The 14,487-nt window shown below is 40.1% G+C and carries 13 protein-coding genes; 9 read left to right on the top strand and 4 right to left on the bottom strand.

The window, feature by feature from the left end:
* Nucleotides 1-85 precede the first annotated feature (85 nt).
* Nucleotides 86-1,248 (top strand): IS3 family transposase gene (locus tag NYQ66_RS13070; protein WP_259867866.1). Its coding sequence is split into 2 segments (ribosomal slippage): nucleotides 86-368 and nucleotides 368-1,248, totalling 1,164 coding nucleotides; the frame shifts between segments, so codons are not numbered across the junction.
* A gap of 101 nt (nucleotides 1,249-1,349) precedes the next feature.
* Here NYQ66_RS13070 and NYQ66_RS13065 read toward each other — a convergent pair.
* On the bottom strand, nucleotides 1,350-2,378 hold the full coding sequence (locus NYQ66_RS13065; RefSeq protein WP_259870097.1) for a LacI family DNA-binding transcriptional regulator: 1,029 nt from the start codon (nucleotides 2,376-2,378) through the stop codon (nucleotides 1,350-1,352).
* Nucleotides 2,379-2,722: 344 nt separating this feature from the next.
* On the opposite strand from NYQ66_RS13065, the gene NYQ66_RS13060 reads away from it, so the two are divergent.
* Complete coding sequence (locus NYQ66_RS13060; RefSeq protein ID WP_259870095.1) at nucleotides 2,723-4,117, top strand: L-cystine transporter; 1,395 nt, start codon at nucleotides 2,723-2,725, stop codon at nucleotides 4,115-4,117.
* 358 nt (nucleotides 4,118-4,475) lie between these two features.
* Here NYQ66_RS13060 and NYQ66_RS13055 read toward each other — a convergent pair whose 3' ends face one another.
* From NYQ66_RS13055 to NYQ66_RS13045, 3 genes are all read right to left on the bottom strand, one after another.
* A complete protein-coding gene (locus tag NYQ66_RS13055; protein ID WP_259870094.1) occupies nucleotides 4,476-4,601 on the bottom strand; it encodes a YjcZ family sporulation protein in 126 nt (41 codons plus the stop codon).
* Nucleotides 4,602-4,770: 169 nt separating this feature from the next.
* Entirely contained in the window at nucleotides 4,771-5,352 is a 582-nt protein-coding gene (locus NYQ66_RS13050; RefSeq protein ID WP_259870093.1) for a hypothetical protein, read from the bottom strand.
* A 214-nt stretch (nucleotides 5,353-5,566) separates the two neighbouring features.
* A complete protein-coding gene (locus NYQ66_RS13045; RefSeq protein WP_259870092.1) occupies nucleotides 5,567-6,220 on the bottom strand; it encodes an SGNH/GDSL hydrolase family protein in 654 nt (217 codons plus the stop codon).
* A 334-nt stretch (nucleotides 6,221-6,554) separates the two neighbouring features.
* On the opposite strand from NYQ66_RS13045, the gene NYQ66_RS13040 reads away from it, so the two are divergent.
* The 7 genes from NYQ66_RS13040 (at nucleotide 6,555) to NYQ66_RS13010 (ending at nucleotide 14,271) form a co-directional block, all read left to right on the top strand.
* Nucleotides 6,555-7,346: a SurA N-terminal domain-containing protein gene (locus NYQ66_RS13040; protein ID WP_259870090.1), complete on the top strand. Its 792-nt coding sequence runs from the start codon at nucleotides 6,555-6,557 to the stop codon at nucleotides 7,344-7,346.
* Nucleotides 7,347-7,721: 375 nt separating this feature from the next.
* Entirely contained in the window at nucleotides 7,722-8,522 is an 801-nt protein-coding gene (locus NYQ66_RS13035; RefSeq protein WP_259870089.1) for a SurA N-terminal domain-containing protein, read from the top strand.
* 164 nt (nucleotides 8,523-8,686) lie between these two features.
* Complete coding sequence (locus NYQ66_RS13030) at nucleotides 8,687-9,862, top strand: sensor histidine kinase (protein ID WP_259870087.1); 1,176 nt, start codon at nucleotides 8,687-8,689, stop codon at nucleotides 9,860-9,862.
* Nucleotides 9,840-10,475 carry a response regulator gene (locus NYQ66_RS13025; RefSeq protein ID WP_259870086.1) on the top strand — a complete coding sequence of 212 codons (636 nt, stop codon included), beginning with the start codon at nucleotides 9,840-9,842 and terminating at the stop codon, nucleotides 10,473-10,475. The genes NYQ66_RS13030 and NYQ66_RS13025 overlap by 23 nt, the downstream gene beginning before the upstream one ends.
* A gap of 463 nt (nucleotides 10,476-10,938) precedes the next feature.
* Nucleotides 10,939-11,871: an ABC transporter ATP-binding protein gene (locus tag NYQ66_RS13020; protein ID WP_259870084.1), complete on the top strand. Its 933-nt coding sequence runs from the start codon at nucleotides 10,939-10,941 to the stop codon at nucleotides 11,869-11,871.
* A 12-nt stretch (nucleotides 11,872-11,883) separates the two neighbouring features.
* Nucleotides 11,884-13,167: an ABC transporter permease gene (locus NYQ66_RS13015; protein ID WP_259870082.1), complete on the top strand. Its 1,284-nt coding sequence runs from the start codon at nucleotides 11,884-11,886 to the stop codon at nucleotides 13,165-13,167.
* On the top strand, nucleotides 13,168-14,271 hold the full coding sequence (locus NYQ66_RS13010) for an ABC transporter permease (RefSeq protein ID WP_311202021.1): 1,104 nt from the start codon (nucleotides 13,168-13,170) through the stop codon (nucleotides 14,269-14,271).
* The last annotated feature ends 216 nt before the right edge of the window (nucleotides 14,272-14,487 follow it).

The following is a 14,487-nucleotide window of genomic DNA, read 5'->3' as shown; positions in this document are numbered from 1 at the left end:
TGGAGTGACCTAACTAAATGAGACAGAGGAAAAAGCACCCCCTGAGTCGTATATAAATTAAACGACTACTGGAGGTGCTTTTCTCATGGGAGAAAATAAAAATGTTTATTCTGAAGAGGTTAAAAGGAAAGTCATTGAAATGAAGTTGTCTAAAAAATATACCAATAAACAGATTATGGAGAAGTGCGGTATACGTAACGTTAGTCAAATCAAAAGATGGATGAAATGGTTTCGTGATGGGGAGGAACACCGACTGTCGCAACCCATTGGTAAACAATATTCCTTTGGGAAAGGTCCTGAGGAGCTAAGTGAAATAGACCAATTAAAACGGCAAGTTAAGCATCTAAAAATTAAAAATGAAATCTTAAAAAAGTACCAGGAAATCGAAGGGAGTTGGTACCAGAAGTAGTAATAGAGCTAGTGGAGTCATTAAAGGAAGTTTATGCGGTATCGATGATATGTGATTGTATTGGAGTCCCTAGATCTACTTACTATCGTTGGCTTCAAAAGTCATGGGAACCGACTGAGCTAGAACAACAAATAATCGATATTTGTAAAACCCTAAAATACAGAGTTGGACATAGAATGGTTAAAAAAATATTAAAAGAGGATCATCATATTTCTGTAAATAGGTTAACTGTGCAAAGAATCATGCAAAAATACAACATCCAATGTCGAGTCAAACCTAAAAGAAAATCAAAAATTGCTGGTGAAAGTAAATGTATCGTTCCAAATTTGTTGGAACAGAATTTTAAAGCAGATAGACCTAACCAAAAGTGGGTTACAGATATAACATACTTGAATTTTGGAGAGTCAACGATGTATTTATCATCCATCATGGATTTGTACAATAATGAAATTGTTGCTTATCGAGTTAGTCATAACCAAGAAGTAGATCTAGTGCTAGAAACATTGAAAGCAGCTTGTAATGGGCGAGAAACGAAAGGACTGATACTTCACAGTGACCAGGGATCGCAATACACTTCGTATGCTTTTCAAGAGTTAGCTGAAGAAAAAGGCATTATCACAAGCATGTCCCGCAAAGGCAATTGCTTTGATAATGCCGTCATTGAATCCTTCCACTCCACCATAAAGTCGGAAGAATTCTACACACACCAAAAGGCGCGTCTTACAAACTCTATTGTACTAGAAAAAGTCGAATCTTACATGTATTATTACAACTATATACGACCGTTTTCAAAATTAAACTGCCTTTCCCCTGTTCAATTCAGGGCAAAGGCAGCATAGGTGCTTTTTCTTGTCTCATATTACTAGGTCAGTTCAAATAGTCTAAGTGCTTTTTATCCTGTATTAAAAGAGTTAGTAATATGATAGTAATTTAATTTCGTTCATGCCTTGCCTACATTCAAAGCACGTCCACAAGATTGTCTTACAACTAATTTTGGCTCAACAAAGCAGGGATTAACAGATTCCTTGGTCATTAATTCTTGTAACATATGCGCAGATAACCTTCCGATACTTTCCTTGTCTTGTTTGATCGATGTTAATTTTGGACTGCTAAACTGGCAGGCTTCAATATCATCGCACCCTACTACAGCTATATCCTCAGGAACCCTTAATCCATGGTCCAGAATCGCCTCCATAGCTCCTAAGGCCATTAAGTCAGAGATCGCATACACCGCATCAGGATAATCATCATGTGCCAAAATTCTTTTCATCGCTTGGTAACCACTTTCAGCAAAATAGTCACCAGATTCAATCCAACGCTCCACTAAGGATAGCCCGAAATGAATCATCGAATTAAAGAAGCCTTTTTTACGATGTATAGCCACGTAAGAATCGTGCTCAACGCCTATATAAGCTATTTTTTTTAGTCCATTCCCATGTAAGTGTTCGACAACTCTTGATGACAACAATTCATTATCAGTAGTTACAAAACTTGATTTTGAACCTTCTAGCTCTATGTCAATTCCCACACACGGAATCTCACTTTGAACTAATTCCCCAATCGTGCTTTCGATATCATCACCAGAAATGATTAAACAGCCATCCACACTAAAATGCCTACATCTCGCTAAGTAGCTTCCATTGTCCTGTTTAAACTGCTCATTAGAAAACATTAGAATATCGTAACCTAAAGAACCAACTTCTTTTTTAAAAGAAGAAATAACCTGGTTAAAGAAAGGGTGGGTAAAGTCCACATCAATTTTACCAGCATAGATTACACCGATGAGGTTAGATTTTTTGGTTGCTAACGACTTTGCAGAGAAAGTAGGCGAATAACCCGTAGCTTGGATCACTTCCAACACTTTTTGCTTCGTTTTTTCGTTAACCCCATGATAGTTATTCATAACTTTGGACACAGTTGCTCTTGATACTCCCGCCATTTTGGCAATATCATTAATTGTAAAATGCATGCGCTTCACTCCAACATTTAGACAAAAATTCCCATTATCGATGCTTCTATTATACACGCAAACGGAACGAGGGAACAGGTCAATTGGAATCATGGGGACGGTTCTTATGTGCACGCTTATCTAAAAAGGATCGGGAGCTCTACACTCTAATATTTTGAATTACAACAGTTTATGGCATTTCTTTAATGGGAAGAAGAACATGGAAGAAGTTTGGAAAGGGGTACCTTAGTAAAGTTGTTGGAAACGGAAGAACCGTCCCCATGTTTCCAAAAGTGCATTAAATTCGAGTAATCTTATAGGTTTTGGTAGAATATACATGTTTTATAGAATAGGAGGGAAATGGTATGGATACTTTTTTAATTTTGGTTAATATTGCAATTATGTTTGGTCTTATTGGTATTCTATTTTACATGCAGAAAAAGCACTTATCTTTTAGTAAGCGTGTATTTGCTGGTTTGGGGTTAGGGATTTTGCTCGGTGCATTTTTACAACTAGCATACAATCCTGATTCAGCTATTGTGAGTACAACAACGGAATGGTACAACATCGTAGGTAGAGGGTATGTAAGTTTACTTATGATGATCGTTATCCCACTAATCATGGTGTCGATTGTACAATCGATTATCAATTTAGAGAAATCTGCAGAATTAGGGAAAATGGCTGCATGGATCATCGGTATTCTTGTTGCAACAGCAATGGCTGCAGCGATTGTTGGTATATCGACAGCTTCGATCTTCAACTTGGATGCTAGTCAAATTGAGGCGGGTCAGTCTGAAACAGACAGAGGTATCGCTTTAGAAGAGCGATTGCCAACGGTGGAGGATATGACTATTCCACAACAGATCTTGAGTTTCATTCCGTCAAATCCATTCGCAGATATGACAGGGGCACGTGCAACTTCCACGATTGCTGTCGTGATTTTCTCCATCATTATTGGGGTGGCTGTCCTTGGAGTCCGGAGAAAGCAACCGGAGCAAGCGGCTCGATTCATTGATTGGGTGAATGCCGTTTATGCCGTAGTGATGCGTATCGTTACGTTAATCCTTCGCTTAACCCCATATGGTATTCTAGGATTAATGGCAGTTACAGTAGCAAGAACGGATGTTGCTGGAATTCTGGAACTTGGAAAATTTGTTGGGGCATCGTATGTTGCACTATTAGCAATGTTTATTATTCACTTGATCGTTGTAGGACTATTTGGACTAAATCCATTAACATTCCTACGTAAAGTGTTACCAGTGCTTGGGTTCGCCTTCACATCTCGTTCGAGTGCAGGGACGATTCCACTTAACATTCAAGCGCAAAAGAATAGCTTGGGTGTACACGAGGGGATCGCGAACATGTCTGCATCATTCGGGGCTACGATTGGCCAGAATGGTTGTGCGGGGATCTATCCTGCGATGTTAGCGGTAATGATCGCACCATCACAAGGTATTGATCCACTTGCACCTGGATTCATTGTGCAGTTAATCCTTATAATCGGTATTAGTTCGTTTGGTGTTGCTGGTGTTGGTGGTGGTGCAACATTTGCTGCGTTAATCGTTCTTTCATCCATGAACCTACCAGTAGCATTAGCTGGTTTACTAATCTCGGTAGAACCACTCATTGACATGGGACGTACAGCGCTAAACGTTAATGGTGCCATGTTATCCGGTACATTAACATCTAGAATCATGAAAAAACTAAACATCAAAATATACAATGACCGAAATGCAATCGAAAAAGACGTAAGCATCTAAACCTAATCATCGTAAAACAGCATAAATGAGAACATGGGGACAGACCTCGTAAACACGGGGACGGTTCTCATGTTTCTTTTTTTTATCTTGTCAGCACTTTCGTGAACAAGATGTGATAGCTTTGGAACGAAATGCTCTAGTTAACAAATCTCTGTCTGGTCCATGGTCCTTGGAAATAGTGGAAAGGAATGGGGATAAGGCATGGGTGCGTGTATAACTGTGGTCACAAGAACCGTCCCCCCGTTTCCAAGAACTGTCCCTGTGATTCGTTCTGTATTTTGTGCACATAAAAAAGAAGCGGGAGTTCGCCTCCTGCTTCTTTTTAAATCGTTATAATTTTAATTGGTGAACGGTTACCTTAGTATCCGTATCCTCCAACGAAAGAAGTACCTACAATAATTAAAAGGATAAATAGCACTACAATAAAGGCAAAACCTCCACCGTAGCCTACTCCTGCTCCTGCACCTGCGACAGATCCACTCATTTAAACACCTCCATATCGATATACAACATGTTATGTAGAAAAGATAAAAATGAGATAGTTAAATCCCCATTCTGTGTTAAATGGGCATGTGCCTGTGCGGAAAATCAGTGTTATTAGTCTAAAAATCGCTTCCAACGTACCCTTTTGAAAGTTGATGTAATTATCTATTCTATATTTTTACCATTTCTCCTAATAAAAAACGACGCATCCGTTTAAACCCAAACATACTAACTCGCATCCAAATCCAACTGTACACCAGAGAAAAAGCCACAACCCCTGCAATTACTTTCACACTGAGTTCTGAATTAATAGATGGACCAAGGATTGGGAATTGAAATAAGTAAAGCAACGAAAGTACACCGGTAGCCAAGGAGACAGCGCCGATTAAGGTAACCATTGCTGTTTGTCTGACTAGCTTAAATCCAATTCCTAGACTAACTCCTAACAAGCCAGTAGTAAAAAGGAAAATAAATACTTCGGTAGGTTGGATGATGACTAATAAACAAGTAGTTAATACATATGTTATTAAACCAATACGTATAGAAATGACAGTAGCTAGTACAATTGGGCCTGTAGCCATAATACTGAATGCGTAACCAATCCCTGCAAAAAGTCCTGCAGCCTGCAACAAAGCTGCAATCGCACCTAACAAACTCCCATAGACAAGCTTTACTGTCTTTGAATATTGCACACTAGTAATATCGTGTCGAGGCTTAACCAAATCCTGTGTTCCGAAGGTTTTGTCACTCATCCACATCCCCCCTTATAAAATAAATGCTTTACATCAAAACGTTATGCTATAAATGCTACACATTTTCTTTGTACAAGTATCAAGAATGGGGGGAGTAGGCAAATAACCAGAGGACGGTTCTTCCGTTTGCCAGAATGGAAACGGAAGAACCGTCCCCCTGTTTCCAAGGTCTGTCCCTTTGCTTCTTTTGTGTGGTGGGGCTAATTTGTTTAGATTATTTGGTCCAGTCGAATCCTATGTTGGTTAGGAAGGTTCTTGCGAGTAATATGTGGCCGGAATCGTTAGGGTGAACGCGATCCCAGGCTAGTGCTGCAGGGTAGATGTTTTCCATTAGTTTATCAAATGCAGCTTGTGTGTCGATAAAGATGCTATTTGTTTCTTCTGCAATTTTCTTCACAACTGCTCCATACGCGTCCATGGTCTTGCGCATTGGATCTTCTTTGTTTGGTTCCAAGTAGTATGGGGTCATCAAAACTAGACCTTCTACTGTTGGTTTGGTGCTTTCTATTAATTCTCGAAGTGTTTTTTCATATTCTTCTATATACACATGATGGTCCTTCATAAACGGTATATCATATTGTCTCCAAACATCATTAATCCCAATCATCACAACGAGCCAATCTGGCTTCTGATCAACAACGTCCTCTTGCCATCTTGCTTTTAAATCACGTACTTTGTTACCTGAAATCCCCTTGTTCACAACTCTAATTCCTAATTCTGGATAGGTAGAGGTTAAGAATGCGTTTACAAATGATACGTAACCATTACCATAAGCACCAAACATTCCCTCTCCTTCAGGCTTAGCTCGGTCGCAATCTGTAATTGAGTCACCGATAAATAATAATTTTTTGTCCTTATTAATTTTCATATAAAGGCCTCCTTGAAAAAATAAAGTTCGATTTTCTATGTGTGATGAAACGGTCATGATGTTTCCTTGTCCTCATAAAGTGCAGCTACTCTAGCTATTTTACACGTAAAACATAAAAAAGTGGAATAATTAGTAAAGCTGTAACATCTATTACACACTTTTTACTTATTTCAATTTATGTGCTTCATTTACGTGCTTTAAGTCTGTTATACGGGTCATCATGACTAAAATCAATCTCGGTACTAAAGGCTTCTCTTCAATTTTTTGAGTATGTACAAGCCTAGAATATTGATGGTACAATAATTTTACAACACAGTTTGGAAGGGGAATGAATTTGAATAAAAAATGGTTAGTAAGTCTATCTTTAGCAGGAATGATAACGTTTACAGTTGCTTGCAGTGACGATACCGAAAATACGGAAAATAATGACGATCAAACAGAAACACAAGAAACTGCCAATGAGGAAACAGTTAATGAAGAAGAAAATTATACAAGTAGGCAACCTGAAATGGGTTCGCCGAACTTGAAAAATATTCCAGATGTTATTGCTGAAGTGAATGGGGTCGAGATTTTAAAAGAAGATTTTGAACCTCTTTATCTAAGCCAATTCCAACAAACAGCGAGGCAATACCTAGCGTCTGGTCTACACTTTGATCATGATGAATATGAGAATAAGATTGCAGAATCAGTGATTGGTCAAGAGCTACTTGTCCAAGAGGTTAATAAAAGTAATGTGGCTGTATCTGAAGAAAAAGTTAATGAAAAAATCGAGGAATTAGCTGCACAAAATGGCTTGGAGACAAAAGAAGAATTTTTAGATGCCTTAGAGCTACAAGGAATGGAAGAGGCTGAAGTAATGTCAAAAGTTGAAATGCAAGTGAAGTTAGACGAATTTGTAGCAGCTGAATCAGGTGGTTTCGAAGTAACAGAAGAAGAATTGCAGGAATTTTATGACCAGTTAGTTGCTCAACGTGAGGAAGCTGGTGGAGAAACTACCGAAGTTCCAGCATTTGATGAAATTAGAGATAATTTAGAACAAGAAATTATTAATCGAAAAGAAGCAGAAACAACCCAAGAACTTATGAAAAAGTTAAGAGAAAAAGCAGACGTTACAATTAATCTATAAGAATAGCTACAAACCTAAAAAACCAGACCCCCCGGGCCTGGTTTTTTAAAATGAAATGGAAACATGGGGACGGTTCTTTTGTCCACGAAAAGAGCTACCCATCTGTCTTTTGGATAAAAATTGTTGAGATCTTCATTCCTTGAAGGAGATGTTTCTTTATGAGGCAGAGGGATAGGCACCGCGACCGGTTTTTTACACACTTTTTACTTATTTCAAGTCAAAATAACCTTTATGGATGCTGAAATCCTTTTATACCAGGCGATAGCGGCTATTACATTTTTGAAATATAGGGGTTTTTCTGAAAAACGAAATTGTACATGACTAGAAAAAAGATGTTACAATGACCAACATCACGGTTTGGAAGGAGAATTTGATTTGAAGAAAAAATGGTTAGTAAGTTTATCCCTAGCAGGAATTATAGCGTTCACTGCTGCATGCAGTAACGAGGGTGAAAATACGGAAAGTAATGAGGATCAAACAGAACCACAAGAAGAGGTGGATGAGACTGCTGGTGAAGAGGGCGCAGAAAATGCTGCTGGTGGAGAACAACAAATGGAGATGCCTGAGCCAGATTTAGAGGACGTTCCTGATGTTGTTGCAGAAGTAAACGGGGTGGAAATCTCTAAAGAAGATTATGAATCCCTTTATGTAAGTCAGTTCCAACAAACGGCGTTACAATACCAGATGTCTGGTCAAGAGTTAGATCAGGACCAGTTTAAGGAACAGATTATGGAATCAATGATTGGGCAAGAGCTCCTCGTTCAAGAAGTTGAAAAAAGTGACTTGGAAGCATCTGAGGATAAAGTTAATGAAACACTCGATGGATTGGTAGCACAAAACGAAATGGAGACACAAGAAGAATTTTTTGCAGCTTTGGAAGAGCAAGGAATGGATAAGACTGAAGTAATGTCTCAAGTAGAATTGCAAGTAAAGTTAGATCAACTTATCGCAAATGAAGCGGGTGAGGTTGAAGTAACGGAAGAAGAGTTACAAGCACTTTATGACCAAGCGATTGCGCAACAAGAGGAATCAGGTGCAGAAGGTGCAGAAATTCCATCATTTGAGGAAGCAAAACCGAGCTTAGAACAACAAATTAGAACTCAGAAAGAAACAGAAACAACACAAGAACTCGTGAACAAGTTACGAGAAGATGCAGAAGTTACGATCCATTTATAAGTTTTCAAACGAAACCAGAAAAACCAGACCCACTTCCGGGTCTGGTTTTTCTGTGTGTAGTGGAAACATGGGGACGGTTCTTATGTCCACGAAAATGTCTGCCCTCTGTCCTAGCTCTGTGATATATTTAGAATTAAAGATTGGTTTTTGTTTGGGGGTTTTGTATGTTTCGATATGGTTTCTGGATGTGGTTAGGTATTCTATTTGTTGCTTGGATACTAGGTTTAGTCCGTACTTTTGGAGAGTTACCAGAGGTCTCTGCCTTAGGCTGGCTTGGTAGTGCCATTTTTTTTGCCTGTTATTTTCTCATTCCAGTTTTTCAAAAATCACCACTTATACAAGCTTTGTTAATGATTGTCGGTGCAGTAATAGTTTTTATCGTATCTTTGCAATCATCCGCTATAAACACAACGGAGAATTTCTATGTACTATTGGTGTTATCTTATATAGTTGGAGAAGCAAGTTATCGACTCTCAATCGTTTATGCTGCTGCAGTAGGTGCGGTGAGTGCTGCGATTTTTCTAGCCATGTCTATTTTAGATCGAAGTCCTTATCCAGTTCCTTTTTCAATGCTTTACATCATTCTTTTCGGAATTGCACTCTCGGTTTTTCGGTACTTTTTTCAACAAACGAAGGAAGCAACGATCCGCTATGAGACGTTATTACATGCGTATAGGCAGCTTAAACGGAAATCAATAACCGATGAGAAATTAGTCAGACAACAGGAACGGACCCAAATTGGCCGAGAAATTCACGATAGTGTTGGACATAAACTGACAAATCTGCTCATGCAATTAGAGGTTGCGCGCATGCAAGCTGATCCCGATACGAGCGTAAGAATGGACTTGTTAAAGGACTTGGCGAAAGAAAGTTTAGAAGAGACGCGTCGCGCAGTAAAGGCATTGAAACAAGAGGAGATTGGTGGACTTCCAGCTATTATTAGCTTGATTCGTAAACTAGAGGCGGAAAATTTTATTCGAATTCATTTTTCAGTCAAAAATCGTGCATTCACCGCATCGCTAGGATCCGAACAAATGGTTGCCGTTTACCGTGCCGTTCAAGAAGCACTGACGAACGTGATGCGACATAGTAAAGTACGCGAAGCATCGGTCCAATTTGAATCACCTGGGGAGAGCATTTTTCGCTTTGAAATATCCAATCCTATATCGGAAGCCTATTCTTTTGCAGAGGGGTATGGATTAACTTCGATGCGCGAGCGGGTCGAACAAGCTGGTGGCGCGATTGAAATTCTTGCCTATCAGCGGTCATTTATTGTACGTGGTACATTCCCAATACATAGAAAGGGTGGGGCTAACGATGATCCGAATCCTGTTAGCTGAAGACCAGGCACTCGTTGCACAAGGTCTGAAAATGATGATGGAAACCGATCCCGAAATGAAGGTAACTGGTGAAGCAAAAAATGGGAGAATCGCTGTTTCTTTATGTGAGAGGCAAAGCTTTGATGTAGCTGTTTTAGATATTCGGATGCCAGAAATGGATGGGCTGGAAGCAGCTCGGATCATTCGTCATCGTTGGCCGAGTATGAAGGTGTTAATACTGACAACATTTAACGATGATGAATATGCAATTCAGGCATTGCGATTGGGCGCTCATGGCTATATGTTAAAGGATGCTGATGCAGAAACCTTGATTCAATCGGTGAAAAAATGTGTGGCAGGGGGACTTCAGTTGCAAGGTGAAGTTGCAGCGAAGGTAATGCCACGATTGCTCCAGGCGTCACAGGAAACTCCAAAAATAAATCATCATCTAACTCCACGTGAACTGGACATTTTGAAACGAATTGGTGAGGGGCGCAGTAATAAAGAGATTGCAGAGGAGCTTGCTTTATCGGTAGGTACGGTGAAAAATCATATAAGTCAACTGCTTGATAAATTGGATTTGCGGGACCGTACGCAGTTAGCGATTTATGCGATTCGAAATCATTTTGTATGAGTTGGTAGGGTGCATTTTTGGGGCAGTTACTGATATATGGGAAAAGTTACTGAATTAGCATATAGGTTTACTGAATTATTGCAAAAGTTACTGAATTAGCATATGGGTTCACTGAATTAACACTAAAAGTTACTGAATTAACTGTATCGTCGGGGGATTTACCGGCTTGGCTGCATCAGCTCATCAAGTTATAAATTTAATGTGAAGTGGAGAGAGAATCCACGCGTGTAACAATAGGAAAAAAATGACTTAAGTCATGGATACCGCAAAAAGAAGTGACGGAAGACAGTGTGCGCGCTGTCTTCTTTTTTTTATACTTTAAGAAAGCATGAATTTTAGCTAAGAAGTGTAATTGACGTAGGGGAAAATTTATAAGAAAAACTAACACATTCACCAAGGGACGAGCGAATGAGAGTTTTTCTAATACTAACTGTAAAATAACGATGAACGAGGAGGAAGAAGCATGTTGGAAACGACAAGTTTAAAGAAGGTTTTCAAAAAGCATCTTGCGGTGGATGATGTTAGTTTGTATTTGGATAAGGGGGAATCGGTAGGCTTACTTGGGCCAAATGGTGCAGGGAAATCAACGACAATTTCGATGATTTCATCTTTGGTCAAACCAACTGCTGGTGATGTTACGTGGGATGGAAAAAGTGTGGTGAAACAGCCAGGGGTTATTCGTGAATATCTTGGTGTTGTACCGCAAGAAATTGCGCTTTATAAGGAACTAACGGCAGTAGAAAACTTAAAGTTTTTTGGCAGAGTGTATGGATTGAAAGGACGTGCGTTAACGGAACGAATGGAATCTGTATTGGAGCTCGTTGGGTTAACGGAAAGAAAGAACGATCTTGTCAAAAATTACTCTGGAGGCATGCAGCGTCGGATTAACATTGCGGTGGCGCTTTTACATGAACCAGAAATCATTATTATGGATGAGCCGACAGTCGGCATTGATCCCCAATCACGTAATTACATTTTAGAGATGGTACAAAAGTTAAACCGAGAAAAAGGCATGACGGTCTTGTACACGAGTCATTACATGGAAGAAGTGGAAAGGTTGTGCGACCGGATTTACATTATGGATCATGGAAAAGTTATTGCAACGGGAACAAAGCAAGAGCTTACGAGCATTCTATCGAGTGAGGAAACGATTGTATTAGAGCTCGATCGGCCATATCCGGAGCTAAAGTCTGAATTAGCAGATTTAGAGGAAGTTCATCGTGTGGTTGAGACGGAAAAAGGGATGAAGCTTATTACACCAAAGAATAGCAAATTACTGAGCAAGGTGTTCCAAGTGGCGGAGCGTCACCAAGCCCAAATTGTTAGTGTGAATGTACAAATTCCAACGTTAGAAGACGTATTCCTCCATTTAACTGGACGAAAATTGAGAGATTAGGAGGTGAATAGCGTGCTAGCATTTCTGAAAAAAGATGTTCGTGTACTACTTCGAGATCGAACGGAGTTACTCGTTTTGTTGTTAATGCCCGTGATCTTGACAGGGATTTTAGGCTTTGCTTTAAAAGGTATGTTTGGGGAAAACCAAGTAAACCTGATGATGACCGTTGCGGTTGTGAATCAAAGTGACGCCGAGGTTGACGAGGAAAATTTTTTACAAGAGATAGAAAAATCACCAATGCCTAAGGAAGCGAGAAAGGCGCTTCAAGAAGCAGCTACATCGGTGGAACCTTATGCAATGCTTGAAGGTGTTTTTGAAGACGAAGAAGTGAAAGAAATCATTGAAACAAAAGAGATGGATCTAGAAGAAGCTAAGGAAGCATTAAAAGAGGAAGAGGTATCAGCTATTATTGTGGTACCAGAATCATTTACGTACGACGTGTTAAACAAGATGCTTCTCGAACAAGGGGATGGCAGTGAACTTGAAGTGATTAAGAGTACACATGCCCCGTTATCTGCAGGTGTTTTCGAAGATATTATTAGTCGTTTTGTCGATACGGTTAATTTAGAAACTGCGATTGCTAAGGCGACGCAAACGACTGTAGCTTCTAGAGAAACAGTCGAACCAGTTAACGAGATGCCAATTGGGTCAAAAATTACGGTTACGGATCAAAAACCAATTACATCTCTGGAGTATTATTCGATTGGCATGACGGCAATGTTTGCATTGTTTGCTGCCTCCACGATCGCTAGTAAAGCTTATGTGGAGACGTATCAACACGTGTTAGACCGGATTTTATTATCAGGGAAGCATCCAGCAAACTACCTATCTGGGAAGGCCATTTCGACAACAGTGATTGTGTTTATCCAAGTGGTTCTCTTATTTACAATTGCGCGGGTGGTCATGCAGGTGTTTGCTGATCGATCATGGGCTTTTTTTGGCGGCATGCTCGTGATCGCCCTTGTATTCTCCATCTGTGTTGGGGCGTTGGCATCCCTATTAACTGCGCTCACAGTTAAGTCAAAAAGCAATGCGATTCCAAGTATGTTTTCAGGTGGTGTGGTTACGTTGTTTGCGCTTTTAGGTGGGAGCTTCATGCCTGTATCTAATATGCCAGAGTTGTTTAAGACGCTCGGAAACTGGACGCCGAACGGGATTATGTTAAACGTCTTGTTGCAATGGGCGCAAGGGTTAGGGATGGATTTTATTACACCAATGCTTGGTAGATTGCTGCTAATTAGTGTCGTATTGTTCGGCATAAGTATATTGATTTTTTCAAAAAGGAGGGCGGCATAGATGAGATCTGTATTTTTATTGCAATTACAACGGCTTCGCAGAGAACCTGCATTAGTCATCTGGATGATGGTCATGACGGTTGGCTTTATTTTTATGTTAGGTGGCCTCGGCAGCGCGAGTACGATTGATGTGCCGCTCTACTTTGATGCGTCCATGGATGAAGAAGAGCAGGATGTCCTTTTGTATCAATTAAATGAATCAGACGCATTTTCATTTTCGCTTATTGAAGAACAAGATGCGGAAAAACGGGTTGCTTTAGGAGAAATTCCTTATGCCATCCATGCCACGGCTGAGAACTACGAGATGCTGATTGCAGCGGATGATGCTAATCATGTTTTTATCGACCAATATGTGCGTCAAGTATATGTAGATGAATTACGTTTACAACAAGTCGAGCAGTCGACGGAAGATCCACGAATTCGAGAGGAAATTGATCAAAATTTGTCGGATGTTCCGTTGCGATTAGCAAGTGAAACGGTGGACGGTGAAGAACAGGGCGGGGGGATCGACCAACGAAATCAAGCATTGTTCGGCATGACTCTCTTTTTCTCGATCTATACCATTATCCAAAGTTTATCAAAAGTAGCAGAAGAAAAACGAACCGGGACATGGAACCGGATGATTTTGTCGCCCGTTCGGAAGTGGCAAGTGTATCTGGGCCACTTATGCTATGCGTTTTTGATTGGATTTTTACAGATCGTGATCATATTTGCAGGGTTTAAGTATTTGTTCGGCTATGGTGTTGGTGACAGTTTTGGCTCAATTGTACTTGCGGTGGCATGCTATACGTTTGCGATTGTCGCCTTGGGCATGTTGATGCTGGGCCTTGTCAAAACGTTAGAACAACTGAATGCAGTCGTGCCGATTGTGGCGGTGAGTATGGCTATGATTGGAGGAGCCTATTGGCCAATCGAGTTAGTAAGCAACTCGATCATTCTAGCAATTTCAAAAGTACTTCCGATTACCTATGCCATGGAAGCACTGAAACAAATAGCAAGCAATAACCATGATTTCACAGCACTAGCCCAACCACTATCGATTCTACTATTATTCGGAGTCGTATGCATGGGGATTGGCATTAACTTGATGGAAAGGAAAATGTAAATCAGAGAGAGTGTGAACAGAGGGACAGACCTTGGAAGCAGGGGGACGGTTCTTGCGTGCAAAATGGGAGCAGGGGGAGAGTTCTCCTGCTTTCTTTTATTAGAAAGGAGCATCACTGTTTTCTACTTAGAATTCTTAATCCACTCACCAAATACATGAGTGTCTAAAGTTGTTGGGGATGAACAACCACTTTAGCTTTTCCTCGTTTAATTCATA

Origin of the sequence: Aquibacillus koreensis (assembly GCF_025154055.1) — a bacterium.
Taxonomy (GTDB): domain Bacteria; phylum Bacillota; class Bacilli; order Bacillales; family Amphibacillaceae; genus Aquibacillus_C; species Aquibacillus_C koreensis.
The sequence above is the reverse complement of the archived record's forward strand: the minus strand, read 5'-3'. Positions and strand labels throughout refer to the sequence as shown.